The organism is Prosthecobacter sp. (genome assembly GCF_044236155.1).
GTDB lineage: Bacteria > Verrucomicrobiota > Verrucomicrobiia > Verrucomicrobiales > Verrucomicrobiaceae > Prosthecobacter.
Map to the genome: position 1 here is coordinate 168549 of NZ_JBIIHA010000006.1, position 22945 is coordinate 191493.

Genomic DNA, 22945 nt, shown 5'->3' on the forward strand with positions numbered 1-22945 from the left:
ACCCAATCAGCTTTCTCCGCCCCAACCCGGCCGGGCTGATGCCGATTGCGGAACATGAAAAAAACTTCCTGCGCTGATTCGCGTTCCTTTTTCCTTCATTCTCCTTCATCACTCTTCGTGCGGCTGCTAAGCGTCATGCTTCTGACGTTTGGCAGCGCCTCTGCCCAAACGAACCTGTTTTGGGATCCAAATGGAGACACATCCGGCACTGGTGCGACCGGCAACTGGGGCACACCGAATACCTGGCGCTTCGGCAGCGATATCGGAACGCTGCAAAGCTGGGATAATGGCGGCACGGTCACGGCCAACCTTGGTGGTACTGCCGGCACGATTACGCTCGGTACTTCCAGCTTGCTAACAAGCGGTGCCACGATGGCTGCGCTGAATGTCAATACAACGGGTTATGTCATCACATCAAGTTCGGCAGCGAGGCCGCTCACCGTGACCGGGGCTGTTTCCTTGAATAACAACGTGGCACTGACACTGAGCATGGCATCCACCGGGCCGACTTGGCGCCTTGGAACGATCACCTTCGGCACCGGCAGCTCGCTATTGGTGCAGGGGAATGCCACTCTGGACAACAGCAATCGCATCGACCTCACCACAAGCAGCACCATCACGGGTGGCAGCATCACGCTGGCTGGCACTGCGGCGGGCCCCACGGGTTTTGTGGCTTACACACCCACTTCCTCGCCCAGTGTGCAGGTGGCCTTAAACTCGAACATTCTCAACAACAGCTCCATCTCCGCCACCATGCTGGGGGCTAATTTTAGTAACACTCTAAATTACGGTGGTGTGCTCAGTGGTTCAGCAGCACTCCAAATCTCCGGCGGGCAGGCTGGTGGAGCCGGCATCGTAATCCTGAGCGCGGCCAACAACTTCAGCGGCGGCACGTTCCTCAACCACACGAGCACCGGCGTGCTGCGTCTCGGCATCACGAACGCACTGCCGACCGGCACGACAGTGTTTTTCAATCAAAGCGCCGGGGGAGGTGCCTTGAGCTCGGGCGGCACCCTTGATCTCGCAGGCTTCAGCCAGACCGTGGCGGGCTTGGTATCGCCCGCGGGCATGCGCGGGGTGGCGAACACAGGCGCGGCTTCCACGCTCACTTTGGAGGGCAGTGGCACCTATGTGTTTGATTCGGGCATCGGCGTGCCTTCCTCGACAACCAATCTCACCGGGGCCAACAACAACATCACCGTCATCAAAAATGGCTCCGGCACGCAGACACTCGGAGGCGCGAGCACCTTCACGGGAGGGCTGTACATAAATAGCGGCACACTGCGCATCGCGAATGTCGTCACCGCGTTGGGTGGGTTGCCCGCGGCACCTGCTTCCAGCGTTTTTCTGCGTGGTGGCACGCTGCTGGTCGATACCTCGACAGGAACGATCGACTCGGGAGCGAATCGTGGTTTTGAGGTCGGCCCGACTTCAGGTTCGGGTTCCGTCACCATCCAAGTCGATGGAAGCAACAGCTTCATCGTGCAGGGGGCCATCACTGACACGCCGGGCGCCAGCGGACGCATTCTCAAAACTGGAAATGGCATCCTTCGCCTGCAGACGACGAGCAAAACCTTCACCGGCGGCATGAGCATCCTCGGCGGCACTGTCAGTGTGGCGCTGGACGACCGTTTAGGCTCGGTTCCGACCACGCCTACACCTGGAAACCTGGTGATCAATGGCGGCGTATTGCTGGCGACGGACACATTCACGCTCAGCGCGAATCGCGGCATCGCCCTAGGACCCGAAAGCGGGTCCGGCAGCGGCACAATCAGCGTGAACAGCACCTTCACGCTGACCTATGAAGGCATCATCGCGGACAATGGCTCCGGCAACGGTGCCTTGGTCAAAACAGGTGGTGGCACCCTGCGCCTTCAAAACGCCGTGAATACCTTCACTGGCGGGGTGCGGGTGCTGGAGGGGGATGTGAGCGTTGGCGTGGACAACCGCCTCGGTGCCGTGCCTGTGTCACCAACGCCTGGCAACATCCTTCTCAACGGCGGCGGACTCACCGTCACGGCTAGTCTGACGCTCAATGCGAACCGAGGCATCGCCCTCGGGCCAAACGCCGGCTCAGGCAGTGGCACAATTCAAGTCACCGGAGCAAACACGCTAACCTACGAAGGCATCATCGCGGATAATCCTGGCGGCAGCGGCAGGCTGGTCAAAACCGGCACAGGGACGCTGCGGCTGCAAAACAGCAGCAACTCCTTCACTGGCGGCCTTACGGTCAATGGCGGGATGGTGAGCTACAGCCTCGAAGATCGCATCGGCGCCGTGCCAGGTTCGCCCACGCCCGGCAGCATCATTTTGAATGGCGGCGGCCTGCGTCTCACCATTAACAACGTGACGATCAATGCCAATCGCGGCATCGCCCTCGGCGCGGATGGCGGTGCCGGCACCGGCGTGCTGAGCGTCGCCACCGGCCTTACGACGACCTACAACGGCATCATCGCCAACAACGGCACCGGAAGCGGTGCATTGGAGAAGCTGGATGCCGGCACGCTACGCCTCGGCGGAGCCAACACCTACTCCGGTGGCACTACCCTCACGGCTGGCACCTTGCTCGTCACCAACACGACCGGCTCCGCCACCGGCACGGGAAATGTCTCCACCGCGTCCGGAACCACGCTTGGCGGCACCGGCACCATCGCGCCGAATGGGAGCAACAGCGTCATCCTCGGCGGCAGCGTCACGCCGGGGACCACCGGCTCTGCGGGCACGCTCACCTTCACGCCTGCTGATGGCAACGCGACCTTCCAAAATACGAGCAGCATCGCTTTTGAACTCTTTGGCAACGGCAACAACGACAAGCTCGTCTTCGCAGCCACTGGCGCGGGCCTTCTCGATGTCAGTTCGATGGCCGCTGGCAGCATCGGCGTGACTTTTGCAGGCGGTTACACGCCGTTGCTGGGACACAGCTTTGATTTGCTCGACTGGAGCGGCGTGAGCGGGATCACTACCAGCCTGCTGAACCTCAGCACCGAAGGCTTCGATTCATCCTGGATGTGGGACACCTCGCAGTTCACCACAAATGGCACCTTGAGCGTTGTGCTGGTGCCCGAGCCATCCCGCGGGCTTTTCGCTATTGTCGGCGGTGTCTGCCTGGTCATGCACCGGCGTCGCTAAAAGCCCAGCGCAAGTCGCATGCATCCCCCCGTGGAGCTGTTCCCGGAGTCAAAACCGCAGCCGCAGGTAGGTGCCCAGCACGGATTCGTGCTTCCACATCGTTGCGCTTCGCAGGGAGACGATCATGTGGAAGCAGTCGAGGTCGGCGGTGTTGCTTAGCTTGAACGTGATCCCCAGCGGCACGAGACGGTTTTCCGTCCACTGGCTGCGGTGCAGGTCCACGAGCCATTCATTGCTGGCGAAAAGGCGAGTCAGCGGGCCGAGCGGCCGAGGCAGGGTCCAGGCGGCCTGCAGCCGGTGGCGCGTGCGATGGGTGGTGAAGGCGGCATGCTCATTCCAACGCCACTCCATGCGGTTGCGCCATTCGAGGCGGAGATTTTTCGTGAGATCGTGCCTGGGGTTGATCTCCAGCTCAGGACGGAACTGCTCATAGCGTGCATGGTTTTTCGGATTCTCGATGCTTAATCCAGAAAGGCCAATGCCAAGATCGAGCCACGGTGATGCCGCATACTTCAAGCGCGGGCTGACAATCTGCACGTAGGAGCCGTCCTCCATGTCCGCGCGGTTGCCCAGGAACACACCGGCGGTCCACGGCGGAGCACGGTAGAACTCGAGCATGCTCCACGCCCACCATTCATCCGCATGGAGAGGTGCCGCGGACATGAGGGCGACGAGCCAGAGAAACGGGCGCACGGCGGCTCAGTACGAGGCTCCCACGATGTCGTTGGTGGAGGCGTTGATTCGGTCGATGACCTCGTCCGCCTCCGCTTGGGTCACTTCCATATCGAGCAGCGTCTCCACCAGATGACCGGTGAATCGGGCGAAGTGGTGCCTGGTGATGCCGCGCCCGTGATGCACATGCGCCAGCGGCCGGCCGGTGTATTCGATCGGTCCGCCGGTGGCCATGACGAAGAACTCGCGCTGCATGGCATGCAGCTTGTCGATCGAAGCATGCTTGAAAAACGGACCCAGTTCGGGATCCGCCAGGACGCGGGCGTAAAATGCGGGAATGAGCGCGGCGATCATCTCCTCGCCGCCGAGTCGTTCATAAAGAGAAGGTGTGTCTTGCATGGCGTCTGACTCGAAGCACGAAAAGGGCCGGTTTCGCGATGCAATTGGCTGAAGGCCAATTGCCGCGTGGTGAATGCCAGCCGGCGGGTCACCGGTGCACAAGAATGGCACATAAATGCCGCGGCCCGCTGGCATCAAACATGCGAAGAAGGAAGCATGTCATTTCTTCAGCAGTTGCGCCTTGAGGCTCCCGTGGCGTGTGACCTGCTCATCTTCAGTATCGTCGTGCTTGCAGGCATCGGGCTTGGGAACATTCGTGTCGCGGGCATCAGGCTTGGTGTGGCGGGTGTTTTATTTGCCGGTCTCGCCGCCTCGCATTTCGGGCTGCGGCCGGAGCCTGGGACTGCTCATTTCCTGAAGGATTTCGGCCTTGTGCTGTTCGTTTTCGCTCTCGGGATGCAGATGGGGCCGGGTTTTTTCGCCTCGTTGCGGCGTCAGGGCCGCCTGCTGAATGGCTACGCTTTCGCACTGGTGGCCGGTGGAGCGCTTGTGGCCTTGCTCGGCGGCTGGATGCTCGACATGCCGCTGCCTGCTATCGCCTGCTTGTTCGCCGGAGCCACCACGAACACGCCTGCGCTCGGCGCGGCACAGCAGGCGCTCACCGCGGCTCATGTGGATGCCGCTCTTGTCACGTTGCCCGCCTTGTCCTACGCGGCCACCTATCCGTTGGCGATTGTGGGCATCATCCTGTCACTGATTCTGCTGCGAACCTTCTTCAAGGTCGATGTGGCACAGGAGGCCGATCTCTTTCGTCAGGAGCAGGGCGCGGGAGTCGAGCCTTTGCTGCGCATGAACCTTCGTGTCGAGAATGCGAACCTGCAGGGCGTTGCCATCGCCAATGTGCCAGGCATTCACGAAACAGGTGTCGTCATCTCGCGCCATCGGGCCGTCGGGGCTGACGAGGTGACCGCCGCCACGCCCGACACGCGGCTGCATGTCGGCGATCTCATCATGGCCGTCGGAACACAGGCGCATCTGGATCAGTTTCGACTCGTCATCGGCAGCGTGAGCACGGAGAACCTCATGAAGGCTCCCGGCAGCATCACCTACCGGCGCGTGGTCATCACCAACAAGCGCCTGCTCGGCAAAACGGTGCGCGAACTTGGGTTGGAGCACCTCCACAATGTCACCGTGACCCGACTTAGCCGTGGGGATCTCATTTTCACAGCGCTGCCGGATCTGAAGCTGCAATTTGGCGACATGCTGCAGCTCGTCGGCGATGAAGATTCGCTCAACAACGCCACGAGGCACCTGGGAAATGCGGTGCAGTTGCTTCAAGAGACGAAGTTCGCCGCCATCTTCACAGGCATCCTCCTTGGTGTGCTGCTGGGGCTTTACCCCTTTCAAATCGCGGGCCTGCCCGCCCCGGTGCGTCTCGGCCTGGCTGGTGGACCGCTGGTGATGGCGATCCTGCTCAGTCATCTCGGCCGGCTTGGCCCCATGGTCATGCACATGCCGCTCAACGCCAACCGTGCCTTGCGCGAGCTCGGAATCATTCTCTTCCTGGCAAACGTGGGCCTGCTCTCGGGTGAAAAATTCGCCGCCACCGTCTTCTCCGCACAGGGCTTGCAGTGGGTGCTGCTCGGCATCTTCGTCACCATGCTGCCGCTGCTCGTCATCGGCTTCATCGCCCGCAAGTTTCACCGGGTGAACTTCATGACGCTGAGCGGCCTGCTTTCCGGCGGCATGACTGATCCTCCCGCGCTCGCCTTCGCCACCACCATGGCGCGTTGCGATTCGCCCGCCATCGCCTACGCCGCCGTGTATCCGCTGACGATGTTGTTGCGCATCATCACCGCTCAGATCCTGGTTCAGTTCGGATGAAATCAGCACCTCGCATATGACGCCTGATCACCAAAAATGGCTAAGTGATGCGCAGCGACAACAGGCATGCCTTCAGCATAATCACGTCATCTAACCCTCACCACTATGCCAACGACCACATCATCGAAGCCGCTCAGCAAAAACATCCACCTCAAACGCTGGGTCCAGAAAATGGCAGCCCTCTGCAAGCCTGACAAAATTCACTGGGTGGACGGCTCGAAGTCCGAATACGACCGTCTTTGCAATGAAATGATCGAAGCGGGCACGTTCACCCGGCTGAACCAGAAGAACTGGCCCGGCTGCTTTTACGCGAAGTCTGATCCCAGCGATGTCGCCCGCGTGGAGGAGCGCACCTTCATTTGCAGCCATTCGAAGGACGGCGCCGGACCGACGAACAACTGGATGAACCCCTTCGAGATGAAGGAGAAGCTGCGCAAGCTCTTCAATGGCTGCATGAAGGGGCGCACGATGTATGTGCTCCCGTTCAGCATGGGGCCGGTGGGTTCGCCGATGTCGCAGATCGGCGTGCAGCTCACCGATTCCCCCTATGTCGTCGTGAACATGCGCATCATGGCGCGCATCGGCAAAAAGGTCTTCGAACTGATCGACAAGAGCAAAGTGCGCGTGGTGCCCTGCATGCACACCGTCGGCGCTCCGCTCAAGAAAGGACAGAAGGATGTGCCCTGGCCGTGCAACAAGGAGAAATACATCGTACACTTTCCCGAGACGCGTGAGATCTGGAGCTACGGCAGCGGCTACGGCGGCAATGCGCTGCTCGGCAAAAAATGCTTCGCGCTGCGCATCGCCTCCGCCATGGCCCGCGATGAAGGCTGGATGGCCGAGCACATGCTCATTCTCGGTGTGGAGGACCCGAAAGGGCGTAAGACCTACGTTGCCGCCGCGTTCCCCAGCGCCTGCGGCAAGACGAATTTTGCCATGCTCATTCCGCCGGATCACTTCGCCGGCAAAGGCTGGAAGGTGTGGACCGTGGGTGATGACATCGCGTGGATCAAACCTGGCGCGGATGGCCGCCTCTACGCCATCAATCCGGAGGCGGGCTTCTTCGGTGTCGCACCGGGCACGAGTGACAAGACGAATCCCAACGCCATGGCCTCGCTGCGGAAGAACACCATCTTCACCAATGTCGCGCTCACACCGGACGGCGGAGTTTGGTGGGAAGGCATGACCGATGAGCCGCCGGCGAAATGCACGGACTGGCAGGGCAACCAGTGGACACCTGAAATCGCGAAGGAAAAAGGCGTGAAGGCCGCGCATCCGAACTCGCGTTTCACCGCGCCGGCCTCGCAGTGCCCGACGATTGATCCCGACTGGGAAAAGCCGGAAGGCGTGCCGATTTCGGCCATCATTTTCGGCGGACGTCGCGCCACCACGATGCCGCTCATCTACCAGGCCTTCAACTGGGTCAGCGGCGTCTATGCGGGGGCCACCATGGGCAGCGAGATGACCGCCGCAGCCGCTGGAACGGTCGGCAAGGTGCGCCACGATCCCATGGCCATGCTTCCTTTCACCGGCTACAACATGGGCGACTATTTCCGCCACTGGATCAGCATGCAGCGCCGCATCACCGAGACACCGCGCATCTTCCATGTGAATTGGTTCCGCAAAGGCGCGGACGGCAAGTTTCTCTGGCCCGGTTTCAGTGAGAACATGCGCGTCCTTAAATGGATCGTGGATCGCGCCAACGGCCACGGCATGTCGAAGGAGACGCCCATCGGCTGGGTCCCGCGCTACGAGGACATCGACTGGAAAGGGCTCGACTTTTCGAAGGAGAGGTTTGAGGAGCTGCAGAAGTTCGACCGCGACGCATGGCGTCAGGAAATCCTCTCGCACGAGGAGTTGTTCCTCGACTTGAAGACACACCTGCCGAAGGAACTCATCTATGAGCGCGAGCTCCTGATCTGCCGGATGTGAGCTGAAAATGGCTCTCGCGGATGAATGTCGCGTGGCGTGCTCGTATGATCCCGCGTCATGAGCACCACGCCCTACGCCGCCACCGCCTCAAAGCCAGCCGCCATCCTCAAGGACAAGATGATGAAGGGGCACGCCGTCTTCGGCATGCTCGTTCAGCATTCCGTGGTGCCTGCCATCGTCGATTTCATCCCGGACGGCAGCATCGACTTCGTCATCGTCACCGCGGAACACAACGCGCTCGATATCGCCGACTTCATGCCGCTGCGCTACGCTTTAGCGGCCAAAGGCATCGCCACGCTCGCGCGCACGCACAGCCGCGATGCAGATGACGTGGCGAAGGTGTGCGACTCCTTCGACGGCGTGGTCATTCCGTATGCCGAGGATGTGGAAATGATCAAACGCCTCGCCGCCGCGGCCGTTTATCGTCCGCTCAAAGGCGTGGCGCTCGAACGCGCGATCAAGGAGGGCAAATGGCCCAGCGACAAGACCCGCGACTACATCGCTGAAAAATGCGCCAACACGCTCTTCGTGCCGATGATCGAGTCGGTGAAGGCCGTGGAGAACCTGGACGCCATCTGCTCCATTCGGGGCGTCAGCGCTCTTTTCATCGGCCCGAACGACATGACCACAAACATGGGCATTCCGAACGAATACGACCATCCTGACTTCATCGCCGTCGTGCAGAAAGTCATCGACGCCGCCGACAAGCGGCACATCCCGGCCGGCTCATGGTTTGGCAAAACCGAGCAGCAGCTCCGTGCCATCAAGCAGGGTGCCCGCTTCATCTGCCACTCAAACGACAGCAGTTTGTTGAAGGACATCATGACCGAGGTGTTCGGCAAACTGCGCCACGGCTGAATCCAGTTTCTCTTCATCCAATGAACCATCCGCTCGTCTCTTATCCACAACTCCCCGACACGCCCACGTCACATCTGCCCTTCAGTCCTTGTGTTGTGGTGGGCGATCTGATTTTCGTCTCTGGTCAGGCATCCGTCGATCAGCAGGGCAACATTGTCAGCGACACGTTTGAAGGCGAGTTCCGCCGCAGCATCGAAAACGTGCGCAAGGTGCTCGAAGCCGCAGGCAGCGATCTCGCGCATGTGGTGCAGACGCGAAACTACGTCCGCGATGCGGAGGATGTGCCGCTCTACAACAAGCTCTACCGCGAGTATTTCCCGCAGCCGTCGCCAGCCCGCACCACCATCACGAACTGCCTGCCACCCTCGCTTAAATACGAGGTCGAGGCCGTCGCCTTGCGCCGATCCTCAACGTGACACGCCATCGCTCTTCCATGAAATCACTACTCATCCTCCTTTTCGCCGTCGCTGCACACGCGCAGATCATCGACGGCAAATTTCCCGTCGTTTCGAACCTCAAAGCCGGCGCGGCGAAGGTGAACATCACGCCGGCGGAGGTGAAGGACATCACCGTGGCCGGTCACACGCGGGTGGTGAATGGCGTGCGCGATCCCTTGCGGGCCGGTGTGCTCGTTTTGGACGATGGCGAGACAAAGGCGGCCATCGTGACGATGGATGTGATCGGCGCGTGGGAGGACATGGTGGCGCTGGCACGTCCAGCGATTGAAAAGGAGACCGGCGTGCCCGCCGCGAACATCATGATCTGTGCCTCGCACAATCACTCCGGCCCCGGTTGGGTGGAAAACATGCGCTGGGCCTCCGACGTGATCAAAAAGCTCGCCGCTGCGGCCAGGGACGCCGCTTCAAACATGCGTCCGGCCAGCATCGGCCTCGCCGAGGACCGCATCAGCTTCAGCATCAACCGTCGCAAAATCTACGATGGTCGTGCGGTGGTGAGTTTGAACCCCGAAGGCCCGAACGATCCGCGTGTGAAGGTGCTGCGCTTCGACGACGGCCAGTCGCTCACGCCTTTGGCCATCGTCATGCACGCCGTCTGCCATCCCTGCTTCTTCACCTGGGGCGACAAAGGCTCGCAGCCGCATCCCAAGGGCTTTCCCATGATGACCGCCGACTTCCCCGGCGAGGCGCAGACCTTCGTCGAGTCCATCTACAGCGGCAAAACGGCCGCCATGTTCATCCAAGGCTGCGCCGGCGACATCCGGCCGAATCTGCCCGGCTATCCCTATCGCTGCGCGGATGAAGCGGACATCCAGTGGGCCGGTCGCGACCTCGGTGGCGCGGTCGTGCGTGCCGCTGCCTACAGTCTCACCCGCGAGCAACTCGCCAAACGCGCCACCTACTATCCGATCCGCGTCGCGAGCGAGGTCATCGAGCTTCCCGGCAAAGAGCAGCCCATTCGCGCCGAGCTCATGGCGATGAAAATCGGTCCCTACCTGCTCCTCACCATGCCCGGCGAGCCGATGGTCGAATACGGCTTCAAACTCGAGCAAGCCATCGCGGATCGTGCCAAGCCGCTCATCATCGGCTACGCCAACGGCAACATCGGCTACATCGCCACCGCCGAGGCCCACAAGGTCGGCGGCTACGAGCCCAACCTCTCCAAACTCAAGCCCGAAGCCGAGCCCGTGATCCTTAAAAAACTCGGCGAACTCGCCGACCGTGTCGTTGGTGATGTCTTCGCGTCATTCTCGAAGCATCCCAAAGACATGCAGAAGCGCGAGGCGGCGGAGAAGGCCCGACTTCAACCATCCCCAACCAAACCATGACCACCACCGACGACCAATCCCGCCGTGCCTACTGGGCGGAACAGATGGAGGCAGGCTATGCCATCGTGCAGAAGCTCATCGAGTTTCCGGTGAAGGAATGTGGCGAGCGCTTTGCCTCGATCCCCGATGCCGCAGCCGATGCAGGTGTGGAGATGCTGTTCTCCACGACGAAGATCGCGGGCGATCTCGACCGCGTTTACTTTCTGCGGGAGAGTTTGGTGCGTGATGTCATCACCATCGGCCGCGAGATGAACGAGCGTGGGTGGATCTTGAAGATTGAGGACGCGTTTCGCTCGCTCGACATGCAGCGGCAGCTCGTGCGGAAGCCGTCGGTGTTCGACAACGTGCTCAAGAAGACCATGTGGGAGCTCGGCGGGCAGATCCCGACGCCGGAGATGATGTTTCGCCGCGCCATCGTGCTCACCGCGAACATGCCAAAGATCGGCGCGCACATGTCTGGCTCCGCCATCGACATCTCCGTGTTCCGTCGAGACGACGGCACGGAGGTCTGGCGCGGCTTTCCCTACCTCGAAATGAGCGAGCACACGCCCATGCGCTCGCCCTTTGTCGCCCCGGAGCACATCGCCACGCGGCTGGACATCTGCGCGATGATGGAGAAGCACGGCTTCATCCACTTTCCCTTCGAGTTTTGGCACTTCGACAAGGACGATGCCGGCATGCACATCCTCACCGGCAATCCAGCGCCCTGCCGCTTCGGCCCCGTGAACTGGGACCCGCGCACGAATGAGGTCACGCCGGTCGAAAACCCGCTGGAGCTGCTCAATCCGCTGCCTGTGATCGAAAAGGAGATTGCCGCGGCTTTGGAGCGGGCAGACTCAAGGAGGGGCGGTTTGTAACCGCCCAGGCGCTTGAAAAGCGCCTCTCCTTGTTCGTTCGCGAACATCATGTGTGAAAGCACGTATTATCGTGCTCATGACTTTACGCCTCGTTCTTCTGCTCCTTCCCGCTATCGCTCAATCCGGACCGCCGCCAAAGGCACCCGTTGTTCCTGCCGAACTGCCGCCGCAGATCGAGACGCTGCAACCGGGCGTGAAGATCACGCTCCTCGCCGAGCATCCCGCGCTCGTCACGCCGACGGGCATTGATGTCGATGACAAAGGCCGCATCTGGACGGTCTCCTGCCACACGCATTTCCGGCCGGAAGGCTATCAAGGCCCCGAGCATGACGAGGTGCTCGTCTTTGATGCCGATGGCAAAAACCGCCGCGTCTTCTACAACAAAACCGATGCCACCATGCACGTCGAAGTCGGCCCCGATGGCTGGATCTACCTCGCCGAGCGCGACCGCGTGCTGCGCGTGAAGGACAGCGATGGCGACGGCACTGGCGACACCGAGGAAAACCTCGCCACGCTCGACACCGTGGCCGATTACCCGCACAACGGCCTCAGCGGCATGGCCTGGCATCCCGATGGCGGCCTCGTCTTCTCGCTCGGCGAAAACTTCGGCAAGGACTGGACGCTCACCGCGAAGGACGGCTCCAAAGTCAGCGGGCGCGGCGAAGGCGGCGTCTTCCGCTGCACCGCCGATGGCAAAGGCTTGCGCCGCATCGCCCGCGGCTTCTGGAATCCGTTTGGACTCATGGTGCGTGAGGATGGCGAAATCTTCGCCGCAGAAAACGATCCCGGCAGCCGTCCGCCGTGTCGTCTGCTGAACATCGTCGAAGGCGCGGACTACGGCTTCCAGTGGGTCTATGGCAGCGCTCCGGTGCATCCCTTCGTCGCGTGGAATGGCGAGCTGCGCGGCACGCTCGGCATGGTACATTCGAGTGGCGAAGGCCCCTGCGCAGTCGTCGAACTCGGAGGCGGAGTCATCATCCCGAGTTGGAGCGATCACAGCATCGACTACTTCCCGCTCACGCGAAAAGGCGCGGGCTACACCTCCGAGCGCATCCCGCTCGTGAAGGGCAGCGACTTCTTCCGCCCGACCTGCATGGTCGCCGCAGGCAACGGCGTGTTTTATTTCAACGACTGGGTCTTCAACTCCTACCCGATCCACAGTCGCGGACGCCTTTGGAAACTCGAAGTCCCCGAAGCGCCCTGGATCGCGAAAAAGCATCCCGTCACAGCCGACGCCGTGCTCGCCAAAAATCTCCGTGAAGGCAAAGCGAAGCTTGATACCGCCAAGCTTCTCGAACTCGCCCGTGGCGCGGACAAATACCTCTCCGATGCCGCGCTCACCGCGCTCTCGCGTTCCGGTTTAACCGTCGAAGCCGTGAAAGCAATCGTGCCTCAAGATAGAGTCTGGGCTTTCGTCGCCATGCGTCGAGTCGATTTGAACGATGAGCAATGGGTGCGTGCCTTCATCAACGATTCCGATGCCGAGATGCGCTTCGAGTGCCTGCGCTGGATCGCCGATGCCGTGCTGAAAAACTTCCAGCCGCAGGTCGAGGCGATGCTCAGCGATTCAAAGCTCGACTTCCGCCTCTTCGAAGCCGTGCTCGCCACCTGGAACACCCTGCGCGGCGATCCCGGCGCTGGCGTCACGAACCCTGACGTGCTCGTCGATCGCATCACCGATCAGAAAGCACCCGCACGCATCAAGGGCTACGCCCTGCGCCTCGCTCCACCCACGCACAAAGCCCTCACGCTTGAACTCCTTCGTGACTTCGCCAACAGCGATGACGAAGTCCTCCAACTCGAAGCCGTGCGCACCCTCGCCGCCCGCAAAGCCAGCGCCGAGATCGCCGCCGATGACAAACGCAGCCCGCAACTCCGCGCCGAGGCCATCCTCGGCACTGACGACACCGCTTTGCTCCAAAAACTCGCCACCAGCGACAACGCCACGATCCGCGACGAAGCCAAACGCGCCCTCCGCTTCACCGATGGCTTCACCCCAGCCGCCAATCGCCCGCCTTTCGATCAAACTGATGCCTGGCTCAAACTCATCGACGCGCTTCCCGGCAAGGCCGACCCCGGAAACGGCCGCCGCCTCTTCTTCAACACCAAGGTCGCCCTCTGCGCCACCTGCCATCGCCATAGCGGCCGTGGGAACGTCGTCGGCCCCGATCTCACCCTCATCGCCCATCAGGGCGACCGTGCCGCCATCCTGCGCTCCATCCTTGAGCCACATCGCGAGGTCGCGCCGCAGTTTTATCCCTCGCTCGTGAAGCTCAAAGACGGCACCGAGTTCATGGGCATCCTCCTCCGCTCCTCCAGCACCGAAGTCTTCCGAGATCTCACCGGCAAAGAAAAATCCTTCCCCGAAGCCGACGTCGTCAGCCGCACCGAATTGAAGACCTCCCTCATGCCCCCCGGCCTCATCATGTCCCTCACCGATGCCGAGCTGCGTGACTTGTTGGCTTTCCTTACCCACTGATCCTGTGTTGTTGAAGCATGCGACCAGTCAGCAGCGTTGGTTCTCACGTCATGATCCAGCGCCTTAACCTATTCTGCTTCGTCATCCTTTTTGCCGCGCAAGCTTCGGCCGCATACATCACAGGCGAGACCGAACATTTCCTCTATCGAGTGCCTTCGGCAGACGAGCCTTACATCGACACGCAGCGCGGCAGCAAGGCCTTCGCCCTCCTCGGCACGAAGATCATGCTCTCCGAGGATTGCGGCAAGACGTGGCCGCACACCGCGGACTTCGCCGAGGCGCAAGACATCACCTTCAGCGTCATCTTAAAGAATGGAAACATCCTCTTCGCCACACGGCAGCGGCTTTTCCTCAGCACCGACAACCTGAAAACGCATCGCGAAATCATCGTGAAGCGCCCCGACGGCACCGACTACCTGCCGCACACGCCGGTCGATCCGAAGAATCCAGGCTGGTACTTTCACTCGCTCGATGGCGAGCACTGCTTCGAGGTCGGCGGCAGGGAAATGCTCGTGTGGGGAAACTACTGCAACGTCCTCGGCGGCTCCGTGCCGGTGAACATCTACTACTCCACCGACAGCGGCGAGACCGTGAAGCTCGCCTACGCCTTTGGCCAGAATCCGAAGTTCCAGCAAAAGGGCGCCAAGCCCGAGGATCCGATGCTCGGCGATCCTGCGAATCCGCTCATCGCCCGCCACATTCACAACGTCACCTATCACGCCGCTGAAAACGCCTTCTACGCCGTCACGGGCGACATCGACCGCGGTCACGGCAACGAAGTCCACTGGCTGCGCGGCACCTACGACGCCGCGGCGGACCAATGGGACTGGAAGCTCGTCATCAGCGTGAATTCCAACTCCCGCTTCAAATGCGGCGGCCTCAATTTCATCGACGGCCAGATTTGTTGGATCGCCGACGCCAACGGCCTCGCCATCGCCAACCGCTACGACCGCGGCGTCTTCCAATGTAGGCCACAGGACATCACGGACACCACCAAACACACGCTGCTTTTCAATCCCGGCTATGAATCCGCAAACATGCTACACGAGGATGGCATCTACGTCGCTACGCACTGCGCGCCCGCCTCGCCCTACGGCTGTGGCATCATCTGGTCCTCCGACTCCGGCAAAACCTGGGCGCAATACGACCTCAAGGAGCTCGCCCCGCGCAGCGGCTGCCGCATCAACGCCAAAAACTCCAACGGCTGGTTCCGCATGGACCTGCGTAAAGGCTGGATCGAGCGAGCCGAGGTCCTGTTTTTGAAGCCGAAGAAGTGAGCGAAGCGAAGCCCATCTCGCGTATTCAGCCCGCCCATGTGGTTCCGTCGTCTCCAGCTCTTGCTCCTCTCCGCGCTTCCCGCGGCGGCTGCCGACATGACGCCGGACCAGCGGGCCTTCTTTGAATCCAAGATTCGCCCCGTGCTCGTGAAGCAGTGCTACGAGTGCCACTCGCAGACCTCGAAGAAGCTCGGCGGCAAGCTGCTGCTCGACGCGCCTTCCGAAATGATCGCCGGTGGCGAATCAGGCCCCGCCGTCATTCCAGGCAAGCCGGACGAAAGCCTCATCGTGCAAGCCGTCCGCTACGACGGCCTCGAAATGCCGCCGAAGAAACGTCTTCCCGACCACATCGTGAACGATTTCGTCGAATGGGTGAAAATGGGCGCACCGGATCCGCGCACCGAACCACCGAAGATCGCGAAAAAAGCCCCGCAGCAGCCGCTTTGGTCCCTCCAGCCCATTTCCGACTCCAAGCCGCCGAAAGTAAAAAACACCGCCTGGCCACGCCAAAGCCTCGACGCCTTCATTCTAGCCAAAATCGAGCAAAACGGCCTCCAACCCGCCCCCGATGCCGAAACGGCCACTTTGAAGCGCCGCTTGAGTTTCGACCTCATCGGTCTCCCGCCGTCCGACTCGTCTGACATGTCCGCCCCGTCCGACTACGTGGACGCCCTCCTGAACTCACCCCACTTCGGCGAAAAATGGGGCCGCCACTGGCTCGATGTGGCCCGCTACGCCGAATCGAACGGCAACGACGGCCTCTCGCGCAATCCCAGCTTCCCGCATGCGTGGCGTTACCGCGACTACGTCATCCGCGCTTTCAATGAAGACCTGCCGTATGACCGTTTCATCGCCGAGCAGATCGCCGGAGATCTACTTCCAGCCGATTCGCCCGCGCAGCGCGACCGCCAGCTCATCGCCACCGGTTTGCTCGCGCTGGGCGCAAAGCCAGCTAAGGCCATGAATGAGAACTTCGAGATGGATGTCATCGCGGATCAAATCAACGTCATCGGCAGCGGCATCCTCGGTCTCAGCGTCGGCTGCGCCCGCTGCCACGATCACAAAACGGACCCCATCCCGACGCGCGACTACTACGCGCTCGCTGGCATCTTCCGCAGCACTGAGACGATGTGGGGCGCCGCCGCGCATCAGGGCCTCACCGCACCGCAGACACCGCTGCACGAGCTTCAAGCCACGGCCAACGTGGTGCCGCGTGCCGAATTGGAACCCATCATCAAAGCCAACCCGCCGCATCGTCCGCCCGCGAAGCCCTCCTTCAAATACGCCGCCGATGCGCCACTCGCCATGGGCGTTCGCGACGCGAAAAAGATCGAGGACTGCAAGCTCAACATCGACGGCGAATCCAAAAAACTCGGCGCGGCAATTCCTCGCGGCTTCCTCAGCGCCTGCGGTGGCGGCACCGTCGTCGATTTGAAGCAAAGCGGCCGACTCGAGCTCGCGCAATGGCTTAGTAGCCCCCGGAATCCGCTCACCGCCCGCGTTTTCGTGAATCGCGTGTGGCTCCAGCTCTTCGGCGAAGGTCTCGTCACCACGCCGAACGACTTCGGCCTTTCCGGCGAGCACCCCACGCATCCCGAACTCCTCGACCATCTCGCCACCCGCTTCATGCGCGAAGGCTGGAGCATCAAAAAACTCATCCGCACCATCGTCCTCAGCCGCACGTATCAAATGGCCTCGCGCAGCGGTGATGCACCATGGTTCTCGCATCACCTCCGTCGCCGTCTCGATGCCGAAACGATCCGTGACACAATGCTCGCCGCCACCGGTGATCTGAATCCGCAGCCAGCGAGCGGTTCACTCATCCAGCATCGCGATGTGCTCATCAATGAGCTGCCCTCGCTGCATCAGCCGAGCACTCAGCGCAGCATCTACCTGCTCATGCTGCGCAATTCGATGCCGCCGGAGCTCACGCCCTTCAACCTGCCCGATGCCACCACCGTCCTCGACAAGCGAGACAGCTCCGCTCTCGCCACGCAATCGCTGTATCTGCTGAACAACACCTTCATCATCGAGCAATCCCGCCGCTTCGCCAAGCGACTGCTCCAAACACCCGCCGAGTCTGAAAAACGCATCGCAGCGGCCTATCGCGCTGCTTTGGGCCGCGACGCCACCGCCGCCGAACTCCAACGCGGCCTCGATTTCATCCGCGAGGCCGATTCGATGCTTGTTTCGACGCAAACCGATCACCCACGCCGCGAACTCGACACCTGGGCCGCCTTGTGCCAGGCCCTGCTCGCCAGCAATGAACTGCGCTATGTGGATTGAGCGACTCGTCATCTTCGTCGCTCTCGCGAGCCACGCTCACGCCGTGGACTTCACGCGTGATGTGCGCCCGATCCTCGCGTCGAAATGCTACGCCTGCCACGGCCCCGACGAGGAAAGCCGCGAGGCCGATCTCCGCCTCGACATGCCCGCCGAGCATTTCGATGCCAAAACCTTCCTCGACCGCATCACGACCTCAGATCCCGACGACGTGATGCCACCACCGAAGTCCCCCAAACCACTCACCACCGCCGAAAAAGACATTTTGCGTCAATGGATCGCCGCAGGGGCGAAGTATGAGCCGCATTGGGCTTTTCAGCCGATCAAGCAATCGACGTCACATCACGACATCGACAGCTTCATCCGCATCGAATTGAAGAAACACGGCCTACAGCCCGCACCGCGTGCGGATTCGAGCACGCTCATCCGCCGCCTCTATCTCGACCTCATCGGTCTGCCTCCTCCATCGGACCTATCCGTCCCATCTGTCCTATCAGACTCATTTTATGCCGCCCTCGTGGATCAACTCCTCGCTGATCCACGCTTCGGAGAACGCTGGGGCCGCCACTGGCTCGACATGGCACGCTACGCCGACTCCAACGGCTTCCTCGGCGACGGCCTTCGCCCCAACGCCTACCGCTACCGCGATTGGGTCATCCAGGCCTTCAACAACGACATGCCGTATGACGAATTCACGATTCAGCAAATCGCCGGAGACCTCACCGATGCGCCTGCAGGCACCGGCTTCCACCGCAACGCCGCTTTAAACACCGAAGCCGGCGTCGATAAAGAAGAAGCCCGCTACCAAAACCTCGTCGATCGCGTCAACACCACCGCTCGCGTGTGGATGGGCCTCACCATCGGCTGTGCGCAGTGTCACACGCACAAATACGATCCCATCACCATCCGCGATTACTACAGCTTCTACGCCTTCTTCGACAACACCGAGGACCGCGACGACACCAAAACCAAAGCCCCACTCCTCGCCGAAGTCTCCAAAGATCGCCGCCAGACCTACGTGCATCTCGCCGGCGACTACACACGCCGAGGACCCGATGTGATGCCCGCCACGCTTTCCGCCTTGCCCGCTCAAGCAGGCCACACCCGCCTCGACCTCGCCAAGTGGATCGTTTCACCGCAAAATCCGCTCACCGCCCGCGTCGCCGTGAATCATCTTTGGAGCAAGCTTTTCGGCTTCGGCCTCGTGCGCACGCCGGATGACTTCGGCACCAGCGGCGAAGCCCCCAGCCATCCCGAACTCCTCGACTGGCTCGCCACCGAGTTCATGCGCACCGGCTGGAGCCGCAAACAGCTCATCAAGCGCCTCGTGATGAGCGAAACGTATCGTAGAACGAGTTTTCCAACTCGTTCATCCAATACCAACGAGTTGGAAAACTCGTTCTACGTCGATCCCCTCAACCGCCTGCTCTCCCACCAAAACCGCGTTCGCCTCGACGCCGAAGTCTTGCGCGACTCCGCGCTGTCCGTCAGCGGTCTTTTGAAGCCCACCATCGGCGGCCCCAGCTTCCGTCCGCCCTTGCCGGAGGACGTGTTCGATGTCGGCCGCTCGTCAAACTGGCAGGCTAGCCCTGGCGATGAAATCTACCGCCGCAGTCTTTACATCATCACGCTGCGCAGCGTGCTCTATCCCACGCTCACCACCTTCGATGCTCCCGATGCCGCCGACGCCTGCGTGCGCCGCGAACGCTCCAACACGCCTCTGCAAGCCCTCACCATGATGAACGACGGCGTCTTCGTCGAAGCTGCGCAGGCACTCGCTCTTCGTGCCCTTCGTGAAGGCCCGAATCACCTCGAAAAGCTCTTCCGCATCGTACTAAACCGCGAACCACGCCCCGAAGAACTCTTCCGCCTCCAAACCTTCCACGACGAACAAAAAGCCCGCGTCATCAAAAGCGGCCCCACAGCCCTCCAAGTGCTCGGAGCCCATCAAAAAGCCATTTCACCCGCTCAAGCTACCGAAGCCGCCACGCTCGTCGCCGTCGCGCGAGTACTCATGAATCTCGATGAGTTCATCAACCGCGAGTAAAGCCACCTCTCATGCTCCAGCGCCTCTTTTGCCTCCTGATGCTCGCGACGGCCTGTCTCGCGGCCACGCCGGACAAAACTCGCCAACTCCTCAACGAAGCCAAAGAGCCCGTGCGCATCGTTTGCATCGGCGACAGCATCACGGGCGTGTACTATCACAGCGGCAGCGTGCGGGCGTATCCAGAGATGCTGCAAATCGCGCTGCAAAAGCTTCATCCGAAGGCCAAAGTGACCGTTCGCAACGCCGGCATCAGTGGCGACACCAGCAAAGGCGGTCTCGCGCGACTGGAGCGCGATATTTTGGCCCACAAGCCGCATCTGGTGACGATCATGTTCGGCATGAACGACCTCGTGCGCGTGCCCGTGGCCGATTTCATCGCGAACATGACGCAGATCATCCAGCGCTGCCGTGCGGCGGGTGCGGAAGTCGTGCTTTGCACACAAAACAGCATCGTTGATTCGCCTCAGCGGCCCGTGGCGAAGCTCGCGGAGTATTCGCAGGCCATTCGTGATTTCGCGAAAGCCGAATCGCTCGGCGTTGCGGACTGCTTCGCGGCTTTCGAGGCCGTGCGGGCCAAAGACGCACTCGAATGGAACCTGCTACTCAGCGACGCCATCCACCCGAACATGGATGGTCACAAGCTCTTCGCCGAAACCATCGCGAAGACCATCACCGGTCAGGAAGTTTCGCTGCGTGACGAGCCACCGCCGCCGAATCCCCTTGCGCAAACGTTCAGGCTGCTCGGCGAAGGCAAACCGGTCACCGTCTTCGCCATGCCGCCGTATGATCAGCACATCGGCGCGGCTTTGAAGAAGCTGCATCCCGAGGCGCAGATCACCGTGAAGCCCTGGCCCACCGAAGGCAAAACGCTCGCCGAGCTCGAAAATGCCGCGAAGGCCGTGCGTTCGATGAAACCGGACCTCGTCGTCATCGCCGTGCCCGGCCAACTCACCGAAAAGACACCGCAAACCTTTCACAAGCACTACGCGTGGATCATGAACTGGTCCCTCAGCTTTGGTCCGCAGGAGTGGGATGTCGTCGTGGCCTTGCCGCCCGATGCCGACAAGCTCGCCAGCCGCCTCGTGAAGGCGCAGGACCTCAGCGTCATCGCGCCGCCTGATTCGCTCGAAAAGTGGCTTTGGACTCAACAAGCCGCGAATCCGCAAGACATCGTCTTCAAGGCTCAAATCGACCACACCGAGCAACGCTACGTCGAGCGTCTTCCGACTGGTTTTCATCCACAAAAGCCGCATGACGTGCTCATCGCGCTCCACGGCCACGGTTCGGATCGCTGGCAATTCATCCGCGATGCTCGCGATGAATGCCGCGCCCTGCGCGATGTCGCCGACAGGCACGGATTGATCTTCATCTCACCCGATTACCGCGCCAAAACCTCGTGGATGGGACCGAAAGCGGAGGCGGATGTGCTTCAAATCATCGCCGAGGTAAAGCTGCGGCATCGCGTGAATCGCGTCTTCATCGCCGGAGGGTCTATGGGCGGCACCTCAGCACTCATATTCGCCTCCTTGCATCCCGAACTCATCGCCGGCGTCTGCGCCCTGAACCCCACTGCCAATCTCGTCGAATATGCCGGCTTCAAAGACGCCATCGACACCTCCTACGGAAGCGCCGACGAACGCCACAAACGCAGCCCAGAACTCCACGCCGACCGCCTCACCATGCCCATTGCCCTCACCACCGGCGGAAAAGACAGCATCGTGCCACCCGACAGCACCTTGCGCCTCGCGAAGAAGCTGAAGCAGGTCCTCAGCCTGCACCGCGAGAGCGGCGGTCACTCAACCAGCTACGACGACACGGTGAAAGCGATGGAGTGGGTGCTTCAGAACGCGACAGCCGCAAAAGCGACCAGCAAGCAGACGTAACCTCCACACATGTCCCCCTATGAGCAATACATCACCCAAACCCGCCGCGATTTCCTCGCGACGAGTTCATGCGGGTTGGGGACGCTGGCTTTGGCGTCGTTGTTGAAGCAGGACGGCTTGCTGGCGGAAGAGGCGAGTATCCCGGCGAATCCGCTCGCCACTCGCGTGTCGCATTTCGCGCCGAAGGCGGAGCGCTGCATCTTCATCTTCCTCGAAGGCGGGCCGTCGCAGATGGACCTCTTTGATCCGAAGCCGCTGCTCAACAAATACGACGGCCAGCCGCTGCCGGACTCGATCGTGGGCGATGCGAAGTTTGCGTTTTTGCAGAAGGAATCGGCCACGGTGATGGGCACGAGTCGCGTCTTCAAAAAGCACGGGCAGTGCGGCATGGACATCAGCGATCTGCTGCCGCACATCGCCAGCTGCGCGGACGACATCGCGCTGGTGCGCTCGATGCACACGAATCAGTTCAACCACCTGCCCGGCCAGCTCATGCTGAACTGCGGCGCGGCGCTGCTCGGGCGTCCGAGCATCGGCTCGTGGGTCACGTATGGCCTCGGCAATGCCTCGCAGGAGCTGCCGTCGTATGTCGTGATGGTCAGCAAAGGCCGTGGCCTGCCCGGCGGTAGTTCCACATGGTCTAGCGGCTTTTTGCCGTCCTCGTATGCGGGCGTGATGTTTCGCAATGGAGCCGCGCCTGTCTTGAACCTGAACAATCCGAATGGCATCACGCCGGAAATGCAATCCGCTAGCATCCGTGCGCTGAACGACCTGAACAAACTCCAGCACAAGCACATCGGCGATCCCGAGATCGCGGCGCGCATCAACAGCTACGAGCTTGCCTTCCGCATGCAAAGCTCTGCGCCGGAGCTCGTCGATCTCGCGGGCGAATCGCAGGCCACGCTCGATGCCTACGGCGTGAATCGCGTCGAACCGCCGATCAAGAGCAACCTCGGTGGCATCGGCAATTTCCAAACCTTCTCGCGTCACTGCCTGCAGGCGCGGCGCATGGTCGAGCGCGGTGTGCGCTTCGTGAACATCATCCACGCCTCGTGGGATCATCACAGCGCGCTCGATCCGCAGCTCGCGCACAATTGCCAGATGGTCGATCAACCCATCGCCGCGCTGCTGAAGGATCTCAAACAACGCGGCCTGCTCGACACCACGCTCGTCGTGTGGGGCAGCGAGTTCGGCCGCACCGCGCTCGGCGAGAACCGCAAGGGCTTCAAGAAGGTCACCGGCCGCGATCATCATCCCTATGCCTTCAGCTTGTGGATGGCTGGCGGCGGCATCAAAGGCGGCCAAGTCTATGGCGAGACCGACGACTTCGCGTGGCACGTCGCCCGCGATCCCGTGTCCATCCACGACTTCCACGCCACGATCCTGCACCTCTTCGGCCTCGACCACCACAAGTTGAGCTACCGCTTCCAAGGCCTCGATTTCCGCCTCACCGGCGTGAATCCCGCGAAGGTGGTGAAGAGGCTGGTGGCGTGAGATAGTACACTCAGCAACAAAGCGT

Annotated in this window: 15 protein-coding genes; 13 read left to right on the forward strand and 2 right to left on the reverse strand. The window is 61.4% G+C overall.

The window, feature by feature from the left end; genetic code table 11:
* The first annotated feature begins 135 nt into the window (after positions 1-135).
* The gene (locus tag ACILSE_RS07685; protein WP_395716788.1) at positions 136-3129 is read left to right on the forward strand and encodes a beta strand repeat-containing protein; all 2994 of its coding nucleotides are present in this window, start codon (positions 136-138) and stop codon (positions 3127-3129) included.
* Positions 3130-3177: 48 nt separating this feature from the next.
* Here the strand turns inward: ACILSE_RS07685 and ACILSE_RS07690 are convergent, their stop codons facing one another.
* On the reverse strand, positions 3178-3822 hold the full coding sequence (locus ACILSE_RS07690) for a DUF2490 domain-containing protein (protein ID WP_395716789.1): 645 nt from the start codon (positions 3820-3822) through the stop codon (positions 3178-3180).
* Positions 3823-3828: 6 nt separating this feature from the next.
* Positions 3829-4200 carry a group 1 truncated hemoglobin gene (locus ACILSE_RS07695; RefSeq protein ID WP_395716790.1) on the reverse strand — a complete coding sequence of 124 codons (372 nt, stop codon included), beginning with the start codon at positions 4198-4200 and terminating at the stop codon, positions 3829-3831.
* A 156-nt stretch (positions 4201-4356) separates the two neighbouring features.
* Between ACILSE_RS07695 and ACILSE_RS07700 the strand changes: the two genes are divergently transcribed.
* From ACILSE_RS07700 to ACILSE_RS07755, 12 genes are all read left to right on the forward strand, one after another.
* Positions 4357-6024, forward strand: a complete 1668-nt coding sequence (locus ACILSE_RS07700; protein ID WP_395716791.1) for a putative transporter — start codon at positions 4357-4359, stop codon at positions 6022-6024.
* Positions 6025-6129: 105 nt separating this feature from the next.
* Entirely contained in the window at positions 6130-7956 is a 1827-nt protein-coding gene (locus tag ACILSE_RS07705; RefSeq protein WP_395716792.1) for a phosphoenolpyruvate carboxykinase (GTP), read from the forward strand.
* 57 nt (positions 7957-8013) lie between these two features.
* On the forward strand, positions 8014-8814 hold the full coding sequence (locus ACILSE_RS07710; RefSeq protein WP_395716793.1) for an HpcH/HpaI aldolase/citrate lyase family protein: 801 nt from the start codon (positions 8014-8016) through the stop codon (positions 8812-8814).
* Positions 8815-8834: 20 nt separating this feature from the next.
* Complete coding sequence (locus tag ACILSE_RS07715; protein WP_395716794.1) at positions 8835-9230, forward strand: RidA family protein; 396 nt, start codon at positions 8835-8837, stop codon at positions 9228-9230.
* 17 nt (positions 9231-9247) lie between these two features.
* On the forward strand, positions 9248-10600 hold the full coding sequence (locus ACILSE_RS07720; protein WP_395716795.1) for a hypothetical protein: 1353 nt from the start codon (positions 9248-9250) through the stop codon (positions 10598-10600).
* Positions 10597-11457: a M15 family metallopeptidase gene (locus ACILSE_RS07725; RefSeq protein WP_395716796.1), complete on the forward strand. Its 861-nt coding sequence runs from the start codon at positions 10597-10599 to the stop codon at positions 11455-11457. Before ACILSE_RS07720 ends, ACILSE_RS07725 begins: the two co-directional genes overlap by 4 nt.
* Positions 11458-11533: 76 nt before the next feature.
* The gene (locus tag ACILSE_RS07730) at positions 11534-13936 is read left to right on the forward strand and encodes a PVC-type heme-binding CxxCH protein (protein ID WP_395716797.1); all 2403 of its coding nucleotides are present in this window, start codon (positions 11534-11536) and stop codon (positions 13934-13936) included.
* 50 nt (positions 13937-13986) lie between these two features.
* Positions 13987-15213, forward strand: a complete 1227-nt coding sequence (locus ACILSE_RS07735; protein WP_395716798.1) for a hypothetical protein — start codon at positions 13987-13989, stop codon at positions 15211-15213.
* Between the two features lie 36 nt (positions 15214-15249).
* Complete coding sequence (locus ACILSE_RS07740) at positions 15250-17499, forward strand: PSD1 and planctomycete cytochrome C domain-containing protein (protein ID WP_395716799.1); 2250 nt, start codon at positions 15250-15252, stop codon at positions 17497-17499.
* A complete protein-coding gene (locus tag ACILSE_RS07745) occupies positions 17477-19543 on the forward strand; it encodes a PSD1 and planctomycete cytochrome C domain-containing protein (protein WP_395716800.1) in 2067 nt (688 codons plus the stop codon). The genes ACILSE_RS07740 and ACILSE_RS07745 overlap by 23 nt, the downstream gene beginning before the upstream one ends.
* An 11-nt stretch (positions 19544-19554) precedes the next feature.
* A complete protein-coding gene (locus ACILSE_RS07750) occupies positions 19555-21426 on the forward strand; it encodes a GDSL-type esterase/lipase family protein (protein WP_395716801.1) in 1872 nt (623 codons plus the stop codon).
* 9 nt (positions 21427-21435) lie between these two features.
* On the forward strand, positions 21436-22920 hold the full coding sequence (locus ACILSE_RS07755; protein ID WP_395716802.1) for a DUF1501 domain-containing protein: 1485 nt from the start codon (positions 21436-21438) through the stop codon (positions 22918-22920).
* The last annotated feature ends 25 nt before the right edge of the window (positions 22921-22945 follow it).

Coding starts and splice junctions, on each gene's coding strand:
- ACILSE_RS07715 (WP_395716794.1), top strand. CDS start 8,835: ATGAACCATCCGCTCGTCTCTTATCCACAACTCCCCGACACGCCCACG.
- ACILSE_RS07755 (WP_395716802.1), top strand. CDS start 21,436: ATGTCCCCCTATGAGCAATACATCACCCAAACCCGCCGCGATTTCCTC.
- ACILSE_RS07725 (WP_395716796.1), top strand. CDS start 10,597: ATGACCACCACCGACGACCAATCCCGCCGTGCCTACTGGGCGGAACAG.
- ACILSE_RS07685 (WP_395716788.1), top strand. CDS start 136: ATGCTTCTGACGTTTGGCAGCGCCTCTGCCCAAACGAACCTGTTTTGG.
- ACILSE_RS07730 (WP_395716797.1), top strand. CDS start 11,534: ATGACTTTACGCCTCGTTCTTCTGCTCCTTCCCGCTATCGCTCAATCC.
- ACILSE_RS07740 (WP_395716799.1), top strand. CDS start 15,250: ATGTGGTTCCGTCGTCTCCAGCTCTTGCTCCTCTCCGCGCTTCCCGCG.
- ACILSE_RS07710 (WP_395716793.1), top strand. CDS start 8,014: ATGAGCACCACGCCCTACGCCGCCACCGCCTCAAAGCCAGCCGCCATC.
- ACILSE_RS07745 (WP_395716800.1), top strand. CDS start 17,477: ATGAACTGCGCTATGTGGATTGAGCGACTCGTCATCTTCGTCGCTCTC.
- ACILSE_RS07700 (WP_395716791.1), top strand. CDS start 4,357: ATGTCATTTCTTCAGCAGTTGCGCCTTGAGGCTCCCGTGGCGTGTGAC.
- ACILSE_RS07735 (WP_395716798.1), top strand. CDS start 13,987: ATGATCCAGCGCCTTAACCTATTCTGCTTCGTCATCCTTTTTGCCGCG.
- ACILSE_RS07750 (WP_395716801.1), top strand. CDS start 19,555: ATGCTCCAGCGCCTCTTTTGCCTCCTGATGCTCGCGACGGCCTGTCTC.
- ACILSE_RS07720 (WP_395716795.1), top strand. CDS start 9,248: ATGAAATCACTACTCATCCTCCTTTTCGCCGTCGCTGCACACGCGCAG.
- ACILSE_RS07695 (WP_395716790.1), bottom strand. CDS start 4,200: ATGCAAGACACACCTTCTCTTTATGAACGACTCGGCGGCGAGGAGATG.
- ACILSE_RS07705 (WP_395716792.1), top strand. CDS start 6,130: ATGCCAACGACCACATCATCGAAGCCGCTCAGCAAAAACATCCACCTC.